This is a genomic window from Gordonia alkanivorans, from assembly GCF_004011905.1.
In the GTDB taxonomy this organism is placed as follows: domain Bacteria; phylum Actinomycetota; class Actinomycetes; order Mycobacteriales; family Mycobacteriaceae; genus Gordonia; species Gordonia alkanivorans.
Genome location: NZ_CP027114.1, coordinates 4335711 through 4356344, shown reverse-complemented (window position 1 = coordinate 4356344; position 20634 = coordinate 4335711). Strand labels below are relative to the sequence as shown.

Below are 20634 nucleotides of genomic sequence, written 5' to 3'. Positions count from 1 at the left end.
TCAGGGCCCGGTGCGGACCGCCGCATCCGGGGCGGTGTCGGTCGACGGGCCCGAGTCGTCGAGCCGGAGTTTCTCTCCTTCGATGTCGACGTCGGGCAGGATGCGGTCGAGCCACCGCGGCAGCCACCATGCCTTGTCGCCGAGCACCGTGAGCACCGCGGGCATGAGTGTCATGCGGACGACGAAGGCGTCGAAGAACACCGCCGCGGCCAGCGCGAAGCCCATCACCTTGATGAAGGCCATGTCCTGCAACATGAACGCCGCGAACACGGAGATCATGATCGCTGCAGCGGCGGCCACCACGCGAGCGCTGTGTCGGTAACCCTCGACGACGGCGGTTTTCGCATCGGCGCCGTGGACGTAGGCCTCCCGCATCCGCGTCACGAGGAACACCTGGTAGTCCATCGCGAGTCCGAACACGATGCCCACCAGCATGATCGGCAGGAATGACACCACCGGCTGGGGATTCCCGACGATGCCCAGGGCTCCGTCGGTGAACAGCGCAACCGTGACACCGAAAGTGGCGGCAACGCTGAGCAGGAATCCGAGCGCGGCGGTCAAGGGCACCAGGATCGACCGGAACACGATGATCAACAGGATGAACGCCAGCCCCACCACGACCAGCAGGTAGGGGATGAGCGAGTCGGACAACCGGTCGGAGATGTCGAGCTCGATCGCGGTCTGACCGGTCACGCCGTACGAGATGCCGGTGGCCGCGGCGACGCGGGGCTCCATGTCGCGCAGGGTCTGGACGAGTTGCGGGGTGGCCTCGTCCGACGGGGCGGTTGAGGGGATGATGGTGATCTTCGCGGTGTCGCGGGCCTCGTTCAGTCCGCCGGCGCCGATCTGCGCGATCTTCACCCCTTCGATCTGGGCGAAGTCGTCGACGAGGGTGCCGAACGTGCGGAGCCGGTCACCCGTGTCCTCGATACCGCGCCCATCGGCGACGACGACGAGCGGGCCGTTGAACCCGGGCCCGTAGCCGTCGGCGACCATGTCGTACGCCTGTCGCTGTGTCGTCGACGGCTCGGCGGTCCCGTCGTTGGGCAGAGCCAGCTTGAGGCCGGTCATCGGGACCGCGAGTACGACGAGGATGCCGACGATCGCAGCGGTGACGGCGCGCGGATGGGCGACGATGCGCTGGACCCAGCGCTGGCCGTTGTGCACGCGCTCGGCCTCGTGCGGTTCCACATCGGGCGCGTTGAGGCGAGGGAGTCGCCCGCCGAAGGCCTTGCCGCCGAACAGGCCGAGAATCGCTGGTAGCAAGGTCAGGGCCACCAGCACCGCGACGATCACGGTGGCCGCCGCCGCGACACTCATCGCGGTGAGGAACGGGATGTTGACGATCGCCAGCGCCGCGAGCGCGATCACGACGGTGCTACCCGCGAACACGACAGCCGAGCCTGCGGTGCCGACGGCCCGCCCGGCCGCGTCAGCTCGGTTCGACGATCGATGGACCTCGTGGCGATACCGCGACACGATGAACAAGGCGTAGTCGATGCCGACGGCGAGTCCGATCATCGTGGCGAGGATTGGGGTCTCTTTGCTCAGATCGAAGAAGTGCGTGCCCATCTGGATGCCGAGCATGCCGATCGCCACGCCCACGATCGCGGTGATGATCGGCATGCCCCACGCGACGAGTGAGGCGAAGGTGAGGATCAGGATCAGTGCGCCGACCCCGATCCCGATGAGTTCGGAGGTGATACCGAGCTCGAATTGCTGTGTGGCAGTGCCCTTCATCTCGACGGTGAGTCCAGCGGCTCGCCCGTCCTCCGCGACGGCGTCCATCTGCTCGCGGGACCTCTCGGTGATGTCCGACGACGCCTCCACGGCGAAGGACGTACCGAACTGCGCGACGGTGGCCGAGGAGTTGATGGGTGAGGTCGCCTGGGCATCGGCCGCCGCCTCGGCGGCACTCTTGCCGAAGGTCTGCTCCTGGAAGGCCTGGGACAGTTCCCGGAGTCGACCGGGGGACTGTTCGGTGCCGTAGGAGACGAACGGATTGACGATCGAGTCGGGACTCGACACCCCGTCGACGTTCTTGAGGTCGGCGACCATGTCGTCGATCGCCTGCTGGTACCGGGGCTCGGTGAGCGTCGATCCCTGGGGTGCGCGAACCACATAGGTGACGCCGACGTCCGAGCCGAACGAGGGTTCGTCGGGGAAGCGCTCGACCATCAGGTCCTGCGCCTTCTCCGACGGGATGCCCGGGATGGAGAACGATTCGGACGTGGGTTTGGCCAGCAGTGTTGCGCCGACACCCAATCCGATGAGGACGAGAACCCAGATCGTGATCGTCTTGAGGCGATTCTCGTACGTCCAGCGTCCGAGTCGGTACAGGTGTGTTGCCACGTCAGGGCTCCTTGTGGGATGCGTCGGCCGGGCGGCTCATGAGCGGAATGGAATGCTCCAGACCCGCCGACATCTGGTCGAAGGCGGACTCGAGCACGGTAGGCAGGTCGGGTCGGCCGCGAGCCACGAAGAACTCGAGGGCGACTCGCGCGGCGGTGATTGCGGTGTGGACGACCAGGTGGGGATACATCGCATCGGTCCGCTGGCCGCGGCGGGCGTAGAGCAGCGTGAGCCGGGATTCGACCGTCTGGTCGAGGTCCATGTCGCGGGATCGGGCGGTCAGGGCCGGGTCGGTGTCGAGAAGCCTCAGCAATGCAACGATCTCGGCCGGCTCGCCGACGTCGAGTGAGGTGGCGGTCTCGGTCACCGCGGTCCGGACCGAACACCAGAAGCTCTCCTCGGCCGGCCGGGCTTCAATCCGCTCGATGACCGAATCCAGTAGGAGGTCCACAAGGTGGAGGAGGGCGTCTTCTTTGCCGCGAAGTAGTTGTGGAAGGTGCGGACCGAGACGTTCGCCTCCGCGGCGACCGCGTCGATGGTCACGTGGTCGATCCCGTCGCGCGTCGACAGGCGGAGCACGGCACGGGCGAGCGCCTTACGCGTTGCGGCCTTCTTCGCCTCACGGAGTCCTGACGGGTGCACTCCTCCACGGTACGGAAGTTGCAGAGCCATGCAAACTTGCAGACGTGTGCAAAATTGAGTGTGTTCTCTCACTCGACGCCGGGAGTGGTGGGGCTCACGCTGGATCAGGCCGCCGGGGCGGCGTTCGGGCTAACCTCCGTGCACGCTGCTGAGGATCGCGATGATCACGCCCGCGACCGTCAGCACGCCGACCACCCACGCCATGGTGATCGCAAGCCGACGGCGACGGAACCGTGCGGCGTTGATCGCGACGCCGAGGCACACGAGAATCGCGATCGAGTAGAGCGAGATGCCGAGGGTGAGCAGCGCGGCCGAGGAATCGGCGGCTACAGCGTCGGCGGCTGGGGAGTCGACGGCCAGAACCCGGGTGGACATGTCCCCGAGTACATCACCACCGCAGCATCACCCCGCCGCTGACCCGGGCGGCTTACGTGTACGACCACCGGACAGACAGGGCAACCAAGCGCTTGCTAGGGTTCCCGCATCGGCTCGGTCGAGGAGGATGCGTGGACGTCGACGGCAAGGGACTGACGGGCAAGGTCTTCGTGGTGACCGGTGCGGGCAACGGTATCGGCCGGTGCGTCGCACTGGAACTGATCTCCCGCGGTGCGAGGGTGGTCGGCGCGGACATCAACGAGGTCGGTCTCGCGGAGACCGGACGGCTGGTGGGCGACTCCCGGTTCCACGGGCACAAGCTGGACATCAGTGATCGCGAAGCGGTGCAACGGTTTCCGGAGGTCGTGCTCGCTGACGTCGAGCAGGTCGACGGACTGTTCAACATGGCCGGCATCCCGCAGGACACCCAACCCATCGCCGAGGTCGACGACGACCGCATCGACCTGCTCATGCGTGTCAACTACTACGGCACCGTGTGGCTCACCCGGGCCTTCCTGCCGCATCTGGAACAGCGTCCCGACGGTGGACTGGTCCTCATCACGTCGAGCCTGTCCGGGCTCGCACCGTTCCCGGGCGCGGCGTTCTACGGAGCCAGCAAGGCGGCGGTTGCGTTCTTCGGATACGGCCTCGCACAGGATCTGCGGGGGAAGAAATCGAAGGTCACCGCCACCACGGTCCTCCCCGGAACCATCTGGACCGACCTCGTCCGCAACACCTCCAAGGCCCTCGGCACCCCCGAAGCCCTGGCGAAGAACTTCGCGATGGCCCCGGAAAAGGCTGCACGCCTGATCATCGACGCCGCGCTCGCCGGCTGGGTGCGCGCGGTGGTCGGCAAGGACGCCCACGTGTTCAACGGAGCACGCAGGCTGAGTTCACGACTAAGCGAGCGGATGGCGTATGCACAGGTGGGCCGATTCGTCTATCGGCCGGTGCGTCGTCGGAACGGATGACATCGAGCCGGGAGCCGAGGCTACTGGTTGAATTCGACCATGCGATCTTCCCGGTCATCTGCTGCACGCATCATCGTGACCCGTGTGGTTACCGCTGCGATTGCCATGTCCGTCGTCGTGGGGCTCGGTGCCGCTCCGGCGCTCGCCGCTCCGTCGGCCGGGGAGCGGAGGTCGCTCAGCTACGTCGCCCTGGGTGATTCGCGGGCGGCCAGCCCGACCACGCTCACCCAGTTCCAGGGATGCTCACGGTCGGAGACGGCCTACCCGAACCTGCTCGCGAAGACCATCGCTGCGACGTCGTTCCGCACGGTGGCCTGTGTCGGCGCCCGCGGGGAGAACATCACCACGGCGCCGCAGCTGCGGTTCGACGGATTCCATCCACCGCAGATCGAGGCGGTGCGTCCCGACACGGACCTGATCACGATCTCGATCGGCGCCAACGACGCCAACTGGGGCAACCTCTCGCGCTGGTGTATCGCGCCGATCCAGGGCATGGACTCGCGCTGCCGGACCAATCCCTTCTACGTCACCGGGATCAACGACGGGCTGCGCGCGCTCGAGGCCTCGGTCGACTCGTCGCTCGAGGCCGTCCGGAAGCGGGCGCCCAAGGCGGTCATCGCTGTGATCGGACAGGGCGGGTACTTCGGCGACCGCGGATGCTATCCGGCCAACCCGGCAAGCGACGCCGACATCAGGTTCATCCGGAACGGCTTCCTGGCCCGGTACAACACGATTCTGGAGAAGGTGTCCGGACGTCACGGCGCCGTCTTCGTCGACATCCAGAACCGGGTCGTCGGGCATGACGCCTGCTCCGGGGACAAGTGGTTCGAGGGCTTCGTGCCGACCAGCATCTACCTCGGATTCCACCAGAACCTCAAGGGGAATGAGGCCATGGCTCGCCTGATCGCCGAGGCGCTGCCGGAGGACCTCGGCACCTCGCGCTGAGTTCGACAACCCGGTGCCCCCAGTCGGACTCGAACCGACACTGTGCCGATTTTAAGTCGGCTGCCTCTGCCATTTGGGCTATGGGGGCTTCGGAGTGAGCATAGTCAGGCTCCGTGACCTGCTTGTTCCTCGACCCGTCTTTCCTTGACCCGCTCACCTGAGCGGGTGATCATCGGAGGATGGACGCGGCAGCGGTGACCGGCGCACGGAACTGGGAGGCTGTCCGCACGCGGCATCCCGAACTCGTCGACCGTCTGGAGGTCGGCCTGTTGCAGGGCGATCCGCTTGCCGACGCGGTGGTCGTCGAGGCCCGCGAACGGGGCATGTCGTTCTCGACACTCGTCGATCTCCTGGAGTCCCATGCGGATTCGGAGGCGGGTGATCCCGACCGGATCGAGATGCTGGCGTCGATGCGTCGCCTGCTGCAGGTGACGAGCGCCCCGCCACCCTGGTTCGACGCGGCATTCGCGGCGTCGGGGGCCCGTGCGTGGTGGCGATTCGGCACGCTTCAGTCGTCGACGCTCTACCAATCGCTGATCTACGGATACAAGGCGCAGGGCTTCGTCCGGCCGTTGGTCGCGACCGGGCGCCTCGGGTTGGGAACCCGCGATCGGGGGCAGTCGACCGCGCGCTGGGTCGCCGAGGCCACCACACCGGGCGCGATGCTTCCAGGGAACCCGGGTTGGGTTGGGACACTGCGCATTCGGTTGCTTCACGCCTACATCCGAGATGTCCTTCGCCACCCACATGACGAGGGTGCGCCGGGCTGGGATGAAGCCGAGTGGGGCGTACCGATCAACCAGACGTATTCGGTCATGACCATCTCCTGCGGTTTCCTCGCGCTGCCGCTGCTGGTCGCACGTGACTTCGGTATCCACTACAGCAGCGCCGAACGCGAGGCGATCACGCATCTGTGGCGGTGGATCGGTTGGGTCATCGGCGTCGACGACGACCTGCTCCCGGCCAGCCACGCCGAGGCAGCCGACCTGTTCCGGGTGGCCGCCGAATTCGAACTCCAGCCCGACGACTCGTCGAAGGTGCTCATCAAGGCATTGCTGCACGAGGGCTACGACCTGCCCGGCGTCGTACACGGTGCCGCGCCGATCCCGGTGCCCTCGATCCTGGTCTCCGCGCTCGATGCGGTGACCGGTCCCGTTCTCCGATCGTCGTTCTCCGCCATCTCGACGCGGTGGGTGGAACGCTCGGTTGCGCGGCGGATGGGCTTACGTCGTTCGCCGCTGCATCACCTCGTCGACGTCGCGCGCCCGGCGATCCGGTTGCGGGAGATCATCCGTACGACCGGGCTGCTCGGCTCGGAGTCCGCCGTCATCGAACGCGAGCTCCGCACCGTGCGTCGCGGGCTCGGGATGGAAGTTCACGCCGGGAAACGCCGTTGACCCGCTAACTTACTGCTGATAACTTAACGCCGTAAGTCGACCGAGGCGAGGGGGACGCACGGTGGTTCGATCGACACGGCTGATCATCGCGATGCCGAGGAGGGTGCTGCTCGGCGCCTTCGTGCTGATCGTGGTGTGCGGCGCGTACGGTGCGACCGCCGCCGAACATCTCCTGGCCGGTGGCTACAGCGCTCCGAACGCCGAATCCGCGAGAGCCGACAAGGTGCTCGCCGAGACGTTCAACCGCGGCGGTATCCAGGTCGTCCTCAAACTCGACGGTCCCGACGGCGTGGACATCTCGCGCGACCCGACCGCGAAAGCCCTGGCCGACAACATTATCCGTGAACTCGATGCGAACGAGCATGTGCAAGACCAGATCCTGTCGGTCTGGGCCGACCCGGCCCTCGACTCCGCGCTGGTCAGCCGCGACCGGACGTCGACGCTGATCATCGCCGCCCTCGAGGGCGGCGAGGACCTGGCCCCCGCCCGGGCCGCGCAGATCGAAGAGGAGTTCACCGGGGAACGCGACGGGTTCTCGATCCGGGTCGGCGGCCAGGCGCTCGTCTACTCCCAGGTCAACGAGCAGACCTCGTCCGACCTGTTGATGGCCGAGGCGATCGCCATCCCCATCACCTTCCTCGTGCTGATCTTCGTGTTCGGCGGACTGATCGCGGCGGCCCTGCCCGTCGGCATCGGGATCATCTCGATCATCCTGACGTTCGCGCTGCTGCGGGCGATCGGATCGGTCACCGACGTCTCGGTGTTCGCGCTGAACCTGACCACCGCACTGGGTCTCGCGTTGGCCATCGACTACACGTTGCTGCTGCTCACGCGCTACCGGGAGGAGGTCGACCGGGGACTCGAACGTCCCGACGCGATCGTCCGTACTCTCGCGACCGCCGGTCGGACCGTGGCGTTCTCGGCCGTGACCGTGGCGCTCTCGCTCAGTGCGCTGGTGTTGTTCCCGCAGTACTTCCTGCGTTCCTTCGCCTTCGCCGGCCTGGGAGTCGTGGCCGTGGCGGCGTTCTCCGCGCTCATCATCACCCCGGCCGTGCTGATGGTCCTCGGGGATCGGATCGACGCTCTCGACGCACGGAAACCCGTGCGTCGGCTGCTGCGTCTGCCGCCGCCGCAGCCGCGCGAGCCGGAGGACACCAGGTGGTACCGCCTCGTCCAGTGGGTGCTGCGCCATGCATTGCCGGTCGCCGCGGTGGTCACCATCTTCCTGCTGGTCCTCGGCGCACCGTTCCTCTCACTCCGGATGGGCTTCCCCGACGACCGCGTGCTCCCGGAGTCCGCCAGTTCGCACGCCATCCAGCAGGAGATCCGCGACGACTACGAGGACGACCTCTCCTCGGCCATCACCATTGTCGTGCAGGGGCCGGCGGGGCCGGAATCGCTCGCCGCGTACACGAGAGCGCTGTCGCAGGTCGACGACGTCAACTCGGCCGGTTCGTCGGCGGGGACCTTCGTCCGCGGCGAGCCGCTCGCGCCCGGCAGTCCCGACGAGAGCCGCGGCGACGTGCACGTCGTCAACGTGTCCACCGATCGCGACCCGACGAGCGATGCAGGCATGGCTCAGCTCGACGCGTTGCGTGCGGTACCCGCACCCGAGAGAACCGACACCCTGTTCACCGGTCTGGCGGCGACCACCGATGACACCGTCAGTTCGATCTTCGCCCACACGCCCTGGGTGCTGGCCATCATCGCCGTCGCCACATTCGTGCTGCTGTTCCTCTTCACCGGCAGCGTTGTCCTCCCACTGAAGGCACTGGCGCTCAACATCCTCTCGTTGTCGGCGACCTTCGGTGCGATGGTCTGGTTCTTCCAGGAGGGTCACCTCGACGGCCTGGGCACGACGGCGACCGGGACACTCAACGCGACCGTGCCTGTCCTGCTGTTCTGCGTGGCGTTCGGTCTGTCCATGGACTACGAGATGTTCCTGCTCGGACGCGTGCGAGAGGAATGGCTGAAATCCGACCGCACCCGCGGGGCGAACGACCACGCGGTCGCGTTAGGCCTCGCGCGTACCGGCCGGGTGATCACCGCGGCGGCCCTGTTGATGAGTATCGTCTTCGCCGCGATCGCGGCCTCCCAGGTGTCGTTCATGCGTATGTTCGGAGTGGGGCTGGCGCTGGCCGTGGTGATGGACGCGACCCTGGTCAGGATGTTCCTGGTGCCGGCATTCATGCGCCTCGTCGGACGCGCCAACTGGTGGGCGCCGCCCCCGCTGCGGAAGCTCCACGACCGCTTCGGGTTGTCCGAGGAAGTTGCCGAAGACCTCCCGGGGGACGACACATCCCGTCGGTACCGGACTCAGGAGAAGGATCGAGCGCAGGAGAACAGTGACGACACGCAGACGGGCGAGGTCGCCTCGCGGGGCAGGTGAGATCCTCGCCGAGGAGATCATCGAGGCCGCGGGTGACCTCCTGGTCGAGCACGGAGACGACACCGCCATGTCGATCCGGGCGGTCGCCACTCGCGTCGGGGTGACCCCGCCGTCGATCTACCTGCACTTCGCCGACAAGGGCGCGTTGCTCGACGCCGTGTGCGCCCGATACTTCGAGCGACTCGACGCCCAGCTCGACGCCGCCACCGAGGACATCACCGACCCGTTGGACCGTGCGCTGCAACTCGGGCTCGCCTACATCCGATTCGCCGTCGCGACCCCGGTGCTCTACCGGGTCGCCTTTGGGAAGCCCGCCGACGCCGCACATCCCTCCAAGGTCGACCAGGTGCTGACCGCCAGCGCCTACACGCGGTTCGTGGACACGGTGACCGAGCTCGCCGACGAGGGCATGTTCGACCACGACGAGGTGAAGGACGTCGTCCTCGAACTCTGGGCCGCCGCGCATGGCATCGCCTCGCTGATGCTCGCCAAGCCCGGCCTGGGCTGGGGAGACCAGTTCGAGCGGGCCGAGTCGATGCTGAAGGCCGTGTGCCTGGGACGTGCGGTGATGACCGTGAACGCAGGAACTCGGGACTCCGAAACCGCTCGGTCCTGGCTGATGACGCTCCGTTCCCGGCAGGACGGGGAGCGGTCGTGAACGACAGAATGGTCAAGAGCCGGTAAAGTCGCATTCGACACGGTCGTCTTGTGATCCCGTCAGGGAACTCACAGGAATGACCCGACGTTGAGACGGTATACATCCGTACCGATTAAGGAGCGCTTCGTGCGAGAGAGCAGCAATCCGGTGATGCGCGGTGTGGTCCGCGACAATCAATCCGGGTACGCGGGATTCGGGGCCGGCATGGCCGGCGCCGGCGTCTCGATGAACAAATACGGTCAGGCCACTGATCCGTACAGCCCGCAGGCACCGTCGGCCACCCGCCAGCTCACGATCGACGACGTGGTCACCAAGACCGCGATCACCCTGGGTGTCCTCACGGTTGTCGCGATCGCGACCTACTTCGGCATCTCCAGCCGGGCCACCGAGGCCGCTCAGACGAGCCTCGCGCTGCCGCTGATGATGGTCGGCGCGATCGGCGGCCTCGTCCTCGTCCTGGTGGCGACCTTCGGTCGCAAGCAGGACAACCCGGCCATCGTGCTCGCCTACGCGGCATTCGAGGGTCTGTTCGTCGGTTCGATCTCGTTCGTCTTCGCGAACCTGGTCGTCGGCGGTGACATCTCGGCCGGAGCCCTGATCGGGCAGGCGGTCCTCGGTACGTTCGGCGTGTTCTTCGGCATGCTGTTCGTCTACAAGATCGGCGCCATCCGCGTCACGCCGCGCTTCACCCGCATGCTGTTCGCCGGCATGATCGGCGTGCTCGTGCTGATGCTGGGCAACCTGGTCATCGGCCTGTTCACCGGTGAGGCCGGCATCCTGCGCGACGGCGGCCCGATCGCGATCATCTTCTCGCTGGTCTGCATCGCGCTGGCGGCGTTCAGCTTCCTGCTCGACTTCGACTCGGCGGATCGCCTGATCCGCGCCGGCGCACCCGACCGCGCCGCCTGGGGCGTCGCCCTCGGTCTGACCGTCACCCTGGTCTGGCTGTACGTCGAGATCCTGCGTCTGCTGAGCTACTTCAACTCGGACTAGTTCCCGACGCGGCGACGGCCGCACCGGACCCGACGACGAACCCCGCACTCTCGAGTGCGGGGTTCGTTGTCATCTGAGCGGGGGAAATCGTCGTCAAGCGCACCTCGGCGAACCGGAAACATGCCGACCATCGAGCATGGTCTGGTTCCTGTTTCAGTTGGCGCTGATGGTCGTCGGCGCGATCGTGCACATACTGGTGGACCGGTCGGCGCGGAGACGCACCACCGGCCGCGTGGCAGAACTGGTGCTGCTGTGGATTCTCGTACCCGGCGGCGTCTTCGGCGTCCTCGCCGGCGTCGGCCATGTCGGCCCCAACGCTGCGGAGCTCGCCAAGGACATCGGACCCGACTACGTTCCCGGCATGTTCCAATGGGAACTCGGCTGGAACGACATCGCGATCGGGCTGCTGTGCGTGCTGACCTTCCGGGTCCGCAACCGCGGCGGATGGCTCGACGCCGCGGTCTGGGCGCTGGCCATCAGCTACGGCGGCGACCTCGCCGGCCACATCTCGCAGTACTACCTCCACGACAACCACGCGACGAACAACGCGTGGGCCATTCCCGCCGAGATCTACATCGTCGGGGTTGCCGTGATCGCGTGGGTCATCTACCGACGAACAACCCCTCGCAGCGTTGCGATCCTGGGACCGAACGCGGCGAGGGGCGTCGAAGAAGGGGTCGAGGCTCCCGTCAGCTGAGGCGCTCGAGCACCATGGCCATACCCTGACCGCCGCCGACGCACATCGACTCGATGCCGAAGGTCTTGTCGTGGGTGCGGAGGTTGTTGAGCAGGGTCGTGGTGATCCGCGCACCGGTCATGCCGAACGGGTGGCCGAGGGCGATGGCGCCGCCCGACACGTTCAGCTTGTCGTGGTCGATGCCGAGCTCGTTCGCCGAGCCGAGCACCTGGACGGCGAAGGCCTCGTTGATCTCCACGAGGTCGATGTCGGACAGCGACATCCCGGAGATCTTGAGCGCCTTGCGGATCGCCTCGATCGGGCCCAGGCCCATGATCTCCGGCGACAGGCCGGTGGCGGCGGTGGCGACGACCCGGGCGAGCGGGGTCAGGCCGAGTTCCTTGGCCTTGGTGTCGCTCATGATGACCAGTGCGGCGGCGCCGTCGTTGAGCGGGCAGGCATTGCCGGCGGTGATGGTGCCGTCAGGGCGGAAGACCGGCTTCAACTGCGAGATCTTCTCGTACGTCGTACCCGCGCGCGGACCGTCGTCGGTGGTGACCTGAGTGCCGTCGGGCAGGGTGACCGCGTCGATCTCGCGCTCGAAGAAGCCGGACTTGATGGCCTCCTCCGCGCGGTTCTGGCTGAGGACACCCCAGCGGTCCTGGTCCTCACGCGAGATGCCGGTGAAGGTGGCGACGTTCTCGGCGGTCTGGCCCATCGCGATGTAGACGTCCGGGATGAGTCCGTCCTGGCGGGGATCGTGCCAGATCCCGGCGTCGCCGGCGGCGGAGAGTTCGGTGCGCGCCATCGCGTCGTCGAACAGCGGGTTCTTGGAGTTCGGGGCCCCGTCGGCGCCGCCGGAGATACCGAAGCTCGACACGCTCTCGACGCCGCCGGAGATGATGACGTCGGCCTCGCCGGCCTTGATGGCGTGCAGCGCCATGCGGGTGGTCTGCAGCGACGACGAGCAGTAGCGGTTGACCGTCACGCCGGGGATGTGGTCGTAACCGAGTTCGACGGCGATCACACGGGCGATGTTGTAGCCGCCCTGTCCGCCGGGCTGTCCGATGCCCCAGTGGATGTCCTCGATGTCGGCCGGATCGAGTTCGGGCACCTTTGCGAGGGCCGCTTCGACCATCTGGCGGGACAGTTCGTCGGGACGGACGTCTTTGAGGGATCCCTTGGCGGCGCGGCCGATCGGGGAGCGGGCGGTGGATACGATAACTGCTTCAGCCATGCGCTCACGCTACCCCAACCAAGCAGATGCTTGGTCGCATTGGGTTGGTGATCACACCTGCTTGAGCAGGCGGCGGAGTCCGGTGGACACTCGCGTCTCCTCGACGGCCGGGGATTCCTCGGGCGGCTCGGGCAGCGGCGCCGATCCCCATTCGCCGATCGCATCGAGGACCGGGGGCATCAGGATGTCGGCGGCGAGTGCGTACCCCGCCGCCGACGGGTGGTACTGATCCGGGGACAGCATGAAATCGAGTTGGGCCCGGAACTCCTTGGCCATGAGGTCGGCGAGTGGGACGGGGTACCCGCCGGCGGCTCGGACCGCCGACCGCTGCCGGGCGGCGAGTTGAAGGCCCCACTGCCGCAACACGGTTCGCAACGGTTGGGGGATGGCGGTGATCACCCCGAAGTCGGGGCAGGTGCCGACGACGACCTTCGCGCCACCGCCGACGAGCAGGCGTACGGCGTCGCCGAGCCGGCGGGCCGACGCGCGGATTCCGTTGCGGGAGGTCACGTCGTTCGCGCCGATCAGGATGATCGCGACATCCGGTCGTTCGCGGGCGATGAACATCGCGTCGATCTGGGCGGCCAGACCCTTCGACGTCGCGCCGACGATGGCCTTGTTGGCGTAGCGGACTGTCTTGCCGGTCTCGGCGGCGACGCGTCGCGCCACCTGCACGCCGGGTGTCTCGTCGGCCGTGTCGACGCCGAGCCCGGCGGCGGTGGAATCGCCGAAGACGGTCAGGAACAGGTCGATCGGGGTGTCGCGGGTGTAGCGCGTGACCCGGCCGTCCGGGTGGTAGACGCCGTCCCCGTCGGGAGCGTTGTCGGTGCGGTGGGGAATCACCGTGCGGGCGGTCGCGGCCTGGTCGTTGAGGTAGTTCCACACCGCCCAACCGGCGCCTGCTCCGGCCGCGGTGGCTGCCGCCGTGGCCCCGACGTCGCGGGCGACCCGACCCCAGAACCGACTGTCGGTACCGACCCTACGACTCAAACCGGACACGGCCGCCAGTCTAGAGGGAACGGCAGGGTGGCAGAGGGACCCGCGGGTTGACGACGGCCGAGTGATGGGGGCGACGACGGTTCTGGGACCATGGAGACATGCGCATCGCCAATCACGTTGTGGACCTGGTGGGCAACACCCCTCTGGTCAAGCTGAACTCTGTCACCTCGCCCGGATCGGGGCTGGTCGCGGCCAAGGTGGAGTACCTCAATCCGGGTGGGAGCAGCAAGGATCGCATCGCGGTCCGGATGATCGACGCCGCGGAGGCCTCCGGCGAACTCAAGCCCGGCGGCACCATCATCGAGCCGACGTCCGGCAACACCGGTGTCGGCCTCGCGCTCGTCGCGCAGCAGCGCGGCTACAAGTGCGTGTTCGTCTGCCCGGACAAGGTGGGCGAGGACAAGCGCAACGTGCTGCGCGCCTACGGTGCCGAGGTCGTCGTGTGCCCGACCGCCGTGCCGCCGGAGCACCCCGACAGCTACTACAGCGTGTCCGATCGCCTCGTGCGCGAGATCGAGGGCGGATGGAAGCCCAACCAGTACGCGAACCCCGCCGGCCCGCAGAGTCACTACGAGACCACCGGTCCGGAGATCTGGGCCGACACCGACGGCAAGGTCACCCACTTCGTGGCCGGCGTCGGAACCGGTGGCACCATCACCGGCACCGGGCGTTACCTCAAGGAGGTCTCCAACGGTGCGGTGAAGGTCGTCGGAGTAGACCCCGAGGGTTCGGTGTACTCCGGCGGGACCGGACGCCCGTACCTCGTCGAGGGTGTCGGTGAGGACTTCTGGCCGGCCGCCTACGACCCGAGCATCCCGGACGAGATCATCGCCGTCTCCGATGCCGACTCGTTCGACATGACCCGTCGCCTCGCCCGCGAAGAAGGACTTCTCGTCGGTGGTTCCTGCGGGATGGCGGTCGTGGCCGCCCTCCAGGTCGCCGAGCGTGAGGGCCCCGACGCCGTCGTCGTCGTCCTGCTCCCGGACGGCGGACGCGGCTACATGGCCAAGATCTTCAATGACGAGTGGATGAGCAGCTACGGCTTCCTCCGCACGCCGCTGGACGCCAACACCAAGGAGTCGCTGGTCGGCGACGTGCTGCGCGGCAAGACCGGCGCCCTGCCCGATCTCGTCCACACACATCCGCAGGAGACGCTGCGCGACGCCATCGAGATCCTCCGCGAGTACGGGGTGTCGCAGATGCCGGTCGTCGGCGCCGAACCGCCGGTCATGGCCGGCGAGGTCGCCGGTGCGGTCACCGAACGCGATCTGCTCAGCGCCGTCTTCGAGGGTCGCGCCAGCCTGGCCGATCCGGTCTCGGCGCACATGGGAGATCCGTTCCCGCTCATCGGTTCCGGTGAGCCGGTCAGTGCCGCCACCAAGGCACTCGGTGACAGCGACGCCTTGATGGTCGTCGAGGACGGCAAGCCCATCGGCGTGATCACGCGCCACGACCTGCTCGCGTTCGTCTCGAGCCACCCGATCGTCGGATAGGAGCACCACACTGTGAGTGAACGACGCAGCGCCGCGGATTCGGTTCGCTGGCAGGGTTTCTCGACCCGCGCCATCCACGCCGGATACGACCCGGATCCCCAGACCGGCGCGGTGAACGTGCCGATCTACGCCAGCTCGACCTTCGCCCAGGATGGCGTCGGCGGACTCCGCGACGGGTTCGAGTACGCCCGCACCGGTAACCCGACGCGACGTGCGCTGGAGGCCAACCTCGCCGCACTCGAGCATGGAACCTACGGTCGCGCCTTCGCCTCCGGCATGGCCGCCACCGACTGCCTGCTGCGTTCGACGCTGCGTCCGGGCGACCACCTGGTGATCCCCAACGACGCCTATGGCGGCACCTTCCGTCTCATCGACAAGGTGTTCACCCAGTGGGGCATCACCTACTCGGTGGCGCCGGTGTCCGACGTCGCCGCGGTGCGCGACGCGATCCGTCCGGAGACCAAGCTGGTCTGGACCGAGACGCCCACCAACCCGCTGCTGAACGTCGGCGACATCGAGACGATCGCCTCCATCGCGCACGAGGCCGGTGCGAAGCTCGTGGTGGACAACACCTTTGCCTCGCCTTACCTGCAGCAGCCGCTGACGCTCGGCGCCGACGTCGTGCTGCACTCGACCACCAAGTACCTCGGCGGCCACTCCGACGTCGTCGGCGGTGCGCTGGTCACCGACAGCGAAGAACTCGACGAGGCCTTCGCCTTCCTGCAGAACGGCGCGGGCGCGGTTCCCGGACCGTTCGACGGCTACCTGACGATGCGCGGCACCAAGACGCTCGCCGTCCGCATGGACCGCCACTGCGACAACGCCGAGAAGGTCGTCGAGTTCCTGAACTCGCACGACAAGATCGAGGCCGTCCTGTACCCGGGACTCGAGAACCACCCGGGTCACGAGGTCGCGGCGAAGCAGATGAAGCGCTACGGCGGCATGGTGTCGGTCCTGGTCAAGGGCGGCATCGAAGAGGCCAAGGCCTTCTGCGCCCGCACCGAGGTCTTCACGCTCGCCGAATCGCTGGGCGGCATCGAGTCGCTGATCGAACACCCCGGCGCGATGACCCATGCGTCGACGGCCGGTTCGCTGCTGGAGGTCCCCGCCAACCTGGTCCGACTGTCGGTGGGTATCGAGGACATCGACGACATCCTGGGCGACCTGGAGAACGCGCTGCGCTGAGCGACGGTGGTATCGAACGGCATCGGTAGATACTGACCCCATGCTGCTGACATCTGCCGACATCGAGAAGGCGACCGCAGAACTCTCCGGCGTGGTCCGGCGGACGCCGCTGATCGCGTCCCGTGTGCTGTCCGAGCGAAGCGGCGCCGACGTCTGGCTGAAGGCCGAGAACCTGCAGCGAACCGGTTCGTTCAAGCCGCGGGGTGCCTACCTGCGGATCTCCCGGCTGTCGGCCGACGAACGGAAGCGCGGCGTCGTCGCGGCGAGTGCGGGGAATCACGCGCAGGGGGTCGCGTGGTCGGCGACCGAGCTGGGGATCTCTGCACGGGTGTACATGCCGACCGGCGCGTCGTTGCCGAAGATCGCGGCGACGAAAGCCTATGGCGCCGAAGTGGTCCTGGCAGGTGAGACCGTCGACGACGCACTCGTCGAAGCCCAGCGGTACGCCGATCAGACCGGTGCGGTGCTGATCCATCCGTTCGACCACCCCGACATCGTCGCCGGTCAGGCGACCGTCGGGATCGAGATCCTCGAGCTGATGCCCGACGTGACCACCATCGTCGTACCGCTCGGTGGCGGCGGTCTGCTCGCCGGAGTCGCGGCGGCGGTACAGGCGTCGAGGCCGGACGTCCGCGTCATCGGTGTGCAGGCGGCGCAGGCCGCCGCCTGGCCGACCTCCCTCGCTGCCACCCGTCCGGTGCCTGCGGCATCGATGAACACCATGGCCGACGGCATCGCCGTGGCCCGACCGGGAGATGTCCCGTTCGCGCACGTCACCGAGTATGTCGACCAGGTGGTCACGGTCAGCGAAGAAGAACTCAGCACGGCGCTGCTGCTGATGCTCGAGCGCGCGAAGATGGTCGTCGAACCCGCCGGCGCGGCAGGCGTTGCCGCCGCGGTCGGCGGAACCCTCGACCTGTCGGGCAAGGTCTGTGTCGTATTGTCCGGCGGCAACATCGACCCCCTGCTGTTGCGCCACGTCACGACCCACGGCCTCACCGCCGCAGGTCGGTTCCTGACGTTCACCGCCACCGTCTCCGACCGTCCGGGCGGACTTCTCGCCCTGCTCGAACTACTCCGCGATCTCGGCGCGAGCGTCATCGACATCGTGCACTCACGCGTCGCCGACGACCTCTACCTCGGCGAGGTGCAGGTGACGGTCAGCGTCGAGACCCGCGGCCCCGACCACCAGCGCGACGTTCGTCGTGCGCTGAGCGCGGCGGGGTTTCTGCGGGAGGTTTGACCGTCAGGTTGTGGATGGAGCGGTCACCTGTGCAGTCTTCTGGTCGTCGGGCGTCGGTACGCAACTACCTTGCCGTGCATGGGAAGACGTTCACACTCAACCGAGTCGGCCTGGGGACCTGAGCATGCGGAGCGGATTCGGGAGGATCTGACACAGAGCTGGCGATGGCTTCGGCGTACCTGCGAGACGCTGCTCGAAGAACTCGAGTCGCTCAACGGACCGGTCTGCGGGGAGCACTTCGTGCGTCGGGCACGGTTGGCGAAGGCGAAGCCGCGACTGGAGACGACACGGGATGCAGGGGAGTATGCCATGCGGACACTGCCGAACTTGCCTCTGACGTGGATCGAGAGCTCAGCGGTACCGGTGTTGACGGGCTTCGGCGAGTCCTACGATGCAGCGGACCTCTGGGGCATTCTCGAGTGGGTGGAACGGGACGTAGAGGGCTTGGTGGTCTTCGAGACCTCGGCCGGACGCCATCGCTTCGACGACACCATTGCCGGACGGGTGCTCGATGTGTCGATCGACGGGCTCTACTGGCACCACATCGACGTGATCTTCGAGGAGCTGCCCGACAAGAAGCTCGACGGGATGGTCATCCATATTCTGACCAGGGACCGGGGTCTACGCCGAGACCATGCCTCGACCGGGCGTCGTCCGTCGGTGGTCGAGGCCGAGGTCGACGTGATGCTCTTGCTGCCGATAGGTGTTGAGCCGAAGGTCGATTCGATTCCCGTCCGCTTGGTGGCAGCCCTGCTCGACGAGGTCGGAATCGACGAGTCGGTACCCCTGAACCTGGAAATGTTGGACGAGCAAACCCGGACCGTCTTCGCCGCGTGAACCCGTGTGGCCCTAGGTCGCCGATGGCAGATTCGCGAAGTGCTTGAGTGTGTCCGCCTCGATCGACTTGTACACCGTCGACGACGCCGGACCCGAGAAAGCGGTGACGATCTTGGAGTCGGTGGGCAGTTCGAGAGCGAAGGTCCACCGGAGGCGACAGCCGACGTCGGCGGGGTCGATCTGGGTGGCCTCGCCGAAACGTCGGATACCCGGCACATTGGCGCTCTTGACCCGGAATGCGTTGTGGTACCTGCCCGTTTCGGGTTCTTCGGTCCAGTGGAAGAAGTCCTCTTCGAGCGTCACGTAACCCGGGCCCAGGACAGCCTTGCGAGTGGCGCCGGCGCCATAGGGCGGGGGAGAGGTGAACTCGATCTTCTTGATCGCGCGACACCAGTCCAGGGTGTTCTGACGGGTGAACTCCGCCCACGCGCGCTGCGGCGTGACCGGCAGCCGGACGTCGATCACGTGACGCACCGGTGCGTCGTCGAAGAAGTCGAGGTCGAAGGTCTCCAGCGAATAGGAACGTCCCATGGGGCCCATTGAAGCATCGACGAGCCGGTCCCACAGGCGCTTCCGCGATGGGACCGGCGAACCTCAGCTCGACTCACAGACTTCGATCGAGGTCTGCCTGCCGAGTCGAGGTTCGCCGGTCGGCGCCCCGGCCGCTCGGCGAATACGAGTGAACCGATTGCGGCTGTGCTGCGTCCAAGAGATATGACTGCTTTCCCGACCGACCGGCACGGACTCATCCGACGCGAAGCAACCCTCAGGCTGGGCATTTCCGACGACGTCGTCACGGCGGCCGTGCGGCGCGGCGAACTCGTGCGGCTCGCTCCCGGTGTCTGCGCCGTGGCGAACCCGGACCTTCAATCCGACACCGCCGACGACGAGCTGTATCGCCTGAAGTCGATTGCCGTTGCGACGTCGGCACGAGATGGAGACACGTCGACGCTGAGCCACGACTCTGCGGCAGCCGTCCACAGACTGTCCCAGCTGCACCCCGAGCGTGAGCTCGTCCATCTCACCAAGACACGCGAGCGTGGCGGATTCGTGCGCGGACATCGCGTCGTCCATGCCGGCCCGCTGTCGCCCGGCGACATCACCGACGTCGACGGCGTCCGGGTCACGACACTCGAGCGCTCTGCCGTCGATATAGCGATGAACGGCGACTTCGAGCGAGCTCTGGTCGTCTTCGACCGCGCACTCGCGCTCAAAGCCGACCTGGCAACGATGACGACCATCCTCGAATCACGCGGACGATGGCGTGGGGTGGGCACCGCACGCCGGGCGCTCGCACTCGCCGACGCCGCGTCGGAGAGCGTCGGCGAATAGTGGAGTCGTGCCCAGATGATCGCAGCCGGGCTGCCGATTCCGCGTCTGCAGCACACGTTCCAGACGAGCGATGGACCTGCGCGTGCCGATTTCGATTGGGAGGGAGAGCTTGTCGGCGAGTTCGACGGCCTGCAGAAGTACGGACGGTTGCTGCGTCCGGGGGAGACTCCGCGCGACGCGCTGATCCGCGAGAAGCGACGCGAGGACGCCCTTCGAGCGCAAGGGATCATGGTCGTGCGTTGGACGTGGGCGACGCTCGAGCGTGGCGAGCTGGTGGGGCTGCTTCGTCCGTGGCTGGATGCGTTCGCAGCGGCCTGACCGGAATCATCTGATCGGATGACACTGTGCGCCAACGTTTTTGTCGTACCCCCGTGACACCTTTCTCTCAGACGCGGTTCAGCTTCCCAGAACCGTGAGCAGAGAAGGAAGAACGATGAGCAACCCCCAGAAGAAGAGATGGCCGTGGGCGGCAGGCGTCCTGGCGGCGTTCGTGATGATGATCGGGGTCGTGGCCGGCTTCGGCACGAACGTCTCCTCACAGGCATCGCCGAGCGTGCAGGCTCCCGCGATCAAGCTCGTGTCGGAGAAGTCGAACGCGGTCGCGAAGGCGAGGGAATACCTCGAGTACACCAGTTTCTCGAAGTCGGGGCTGGTCGACCAGCTGGAGTTCGAGGGCTTCTCGTACTCGGACTCGTCGGCCGCCGTCGATCAGCTCGAGGCCGATGGCGAGGTGAATTGGTATGTACAGGCAGCAAAGTCGGCCCGTCAGTACCGCGAGTATTCCCCGTTCTCCAGGCAGGGCCTGATCGAACAGTTGGAGTTCGAGGGATTCACCTATCAGCAGGCTGTTTACGGAGCTGACCACAGCTAGCGGAATCCGTCCGCTCTGACACGGACAGGCGAACCTCGG

Annotated in this window: 19 protein-coding genes, 1 tRNA gene and 1 pseudogene; 13 read left to right on the top strand and 8 right to left on the bottom strand. The window is 67.0% G+C overall.

Going from position 1 to position 20634, the window contains the following annotated elements; genetic code table 11:
* The 4 genes from C5O27_RS19770 to C5O27_RS19760 form a co-directional block, all read right to left on the bottom strand.
* Complete coding sequence (locus tag C5O27_RS19770) at window positions 1-2352, bottom strand: MMPL family transporter (RefSeq protein ID WP_127963453.1); 2352 nt, start codon at window positions 2350-2352, stop codon at window positions 1-3.
* Between the two features lies 1 nt (window position 2353).
* Complete coding sequence (locus C5O27_RS23180; RefSeq protein WP_006357682.1) at window positions 2354-2719, bottom strand: acyl-CoA-like ligand-binding transcription factor; 366 nt, start codon at window positions 2717-2719, stop codon at window positions 2354-2356.
* Window positions 2716-3024 (bottom strand): TetR/AcrR family transcriptional regulator, encoded by a 309-nt coding sequence (locus tag C5O27_RS23175; RefSeq protein ID WP_341867523.1) that lies wholly within the window; start codon window positions 3022-3024, stop codon window positions 2716-2718. The genes C5O27_RS23180 and C5O27_RS23175 overlap by 4 nt, the downstream gene beginning before the upstream one ends.
* Before the next feature lie 99 nt (window positions 3025-3123).
* Window positions 3124-3369, bottom strand: a complete 246-nt coding sequence (locus C5O27_RS19760) for a hypothetical protein (RefSeq protein ID WP_006357684.1) — start codon at window positions 3367-3369, stop codon at window positions 3124-3126.
* 131 nt (window positions 3370-3500) lie between these two features.
* On the opposite strand from C5O27_RS19760, the gene C5O27_RS19755 reads away from it, so the two are divergent.
* Entirely contained in the window at window positions 3501-4340 is an 840-nt protein-coding gene (locus tag C5O27_RS19755) for an SDR family NAD(P)-dependent oxidoreductase (protein WP_006357685.1), read from the top strand.
* A 75-nt stretch (window positions 4341-4415) separates the two neighbouring features.
* Complete coding sequence (locus tag C5O27_RS19750; RefSeq protein WP_244216542.1) at window positions 4416-5285, top strand: SGNH/GDSL hydrolase family protein; 870 nt, start codon at window positions 4416-4418, stop codon at window positions 5283-5285.
* A gap of 14 nt (window positions 5286-5299) precedes the next feature.
* Here C5O27_RS19750 and C5O27_RS19745 read toward each other — a convergent pair.
* A tRNA-Leu gene (locus C5O27_RS19745) sits at window positions 5300-5373 on the bottom strand.
* 91 nt (window positions 5374-5464) lie between these two features.
* Between C5O27_RS19745 and C5O27_RS19740 the strand changes: the two genes are divergently transcribed.
* The 5 genes from C5O27_RS19740 to C5O27_RS19720 all read left to right on the top strand — a co-directional run bounded on the left by C5O27_RS19740 (window position 5465) and on the right by C5O27_RS19720 (window position 11419).
* On the top strand, window positions 5465-6682 hold the full coding sequence (locus tag C5O27_RS19740; protein ID WP_042375960.1) for an oxygenase MpaB family protein: 1218 nt from the start codon (window positions 5465-5467) through the stop codon (window positions 6680-6682).
* 61 nt (window positions 6683-6743) lie between these two features.
* A complete protein-coding gene (locus C5O27_RS19735; protein WP_035750484.1) occupies window positions 6744-9071 on the top strand; it encodes an MMPL family transporter in 2328 nt (775 codons plus the stop codon).
* Entirely contained in the window at window positions 9028-9729 is a 702-nt protein-coding gene (locus C5O27_RS19730; RefSeq protein WP_035750487.1) for a TetR/AcrR family transcriptional regulator, read from the top strand. Before C5O27_RS19735 ends, C5O27_RS19730 begins: the two co-directional genes overlap by 44 nt.
* 126 nt (window positions 9730-9855) lie before the next feature.
* Complete coding sequence (locus C5O27_RS19725) at window positions 9856-10722, top strand: Bax inhibitor-1/YccA family protein (RefSeq protein WP_006357690.1); 867 nt, start codon at window positions 9856-9858, stop codon at window positions 10720-10722.
* Between the two features lie 136 nt (window positions 10723-10858).
* Window positions 10859-11419 carry a DUF6790 family protein gene (locus tag C5O27_RS19720; protein ID WP_127963451.1) on the top strand — a complete coding sequence of 187 codons (561 nt, stop codon included), beginning with the start codon at window positions 10859-10861 and terminating at the stop codon, window positions 11417-11419.
* Here C5O27_RS19720 and C5O27_RS19715 read toward each other — a convergent pair.
* Window positions 11412-12635: an acetyl-CoA C-acetyltransferase gene (locus tag C5O27_RS19715; protein ID WP_127963450.1), complete on the bottom strand. Its 1224-nt coding sequence runs from the start codon at window positions 12633-12635 to the stop codon at window positions 11412-11414. The genes C5O27_RS19720 and C5O27_RS19715 overlap by 8 nt on opposite strands.
* A gap of 51 nt (window positions 12636-12686) precedes the next feature.
* Window positions 12687-13634, bottom strand: a complete 948-nt coding sequence (locus C5O27_RS19710; protein ID WP_187346475.1) for an SGNH/GDSL hydrolase family protein — start codon at window positions 13632-13634, stop codon at window positions 12687-12689.
* A gap of 98 nt (window positions 13635-13732) precedes the next feature.
* On the opposite strand from C5O27_RS19710, the gene C5O27_RS19705 reads away from it, so the two are divergent.
* The 4 genes from C5O27_RS19705 to C5O27_RS19690 all read left to right on the top strand — a co-directional run bounded on the left by C5O27_RS19705 (window position 13733) and on the right by C5O27_RS19690 (window position 18392).
* Entirely contained in the window at window positions 13733-15127 is a 1395-nt protein-coding gene (locus C5O27_RS19705) for a cystathionine beta-synthase (RefSeq protein ID WP_042375963.1), read from the top strand.
* Between the two features lie 12 nt (window positions 15128-15139).
* Window positions 15140-16312, top strand: a complete 1173-nt coding sequence (locus C5O27_RS19700; RefSeq protein WP_127963449.1) for a cystathionine gamma-synthase — start codon at window positions 15140-15142, stop codon at window positions 16310-16312.
* A 40-nt stretch (window positions 16313-16352) separates the two neighbouring features.
* Window positions 16353-17555 carry a threonine ammonia-lyase gene (gene ilvA / locus C5O27_RS19695; RefSeq protein WP_127963448.1) on the top strand — a complete coding sequence of 401 codons (1203 nt, stop codon included), beginning with the start codon at window positions 16353-16355 and terminating at the stop codon, window positions 17553-17555.
* Window positions 17556-17882: 327 nt separating this feature from the next.
* The gene (locus C5O27_RS19690) at window positions 17883-18392 is read left to right on the top strand and encodes a hypothetical protein (protein WP_127963447.1); all 510 of its coding nucleotides are present in this window, start codon (window positions 17883-17885) and stop codon (window positions 18390-18392) included.
* Between the two features lie 12 nt (window positions 18393-18404).
* Here C5O27_RS19690 and C5O27_RS19685 read toward each other — a convergent pair whose 3' ends face one another.
* A complete protein-coding gene (locus C5O27_RS19685) occupies window positions 18405-18923 on the bottom strand; it encodes an SRPBCC family protein (protein ID WP_127963446.1) in 519 nt (172 codons plus the stop codon).
* A 183-nt stretch (window positions 18924-19106) separates the two neighbouring features.
* On the opposite strand from C5O27_RS19685, the pseudogene C5O27_RS19680 reads away from it, so the two are divergent.
* A pseudogene (locus C5O27_RS19680) lies at window positions 19107-20042 on the top strand (hypothetical protein).
* Window positions 20043-20157: 115 nt separating this feature from the next.
* On the top strand, window positions 20158-20595 hold the full coding sequence (locus C5O27_RS19675) for an Ltp family lipoprotein (RefSeq protein WP_035750500.1): 438 nt from the start codon (window positions 20158-20160) through the stop codon (window positions 20593-20595).
* Window positions 20596-20634 lie beyond the last annotated feature (39 nt).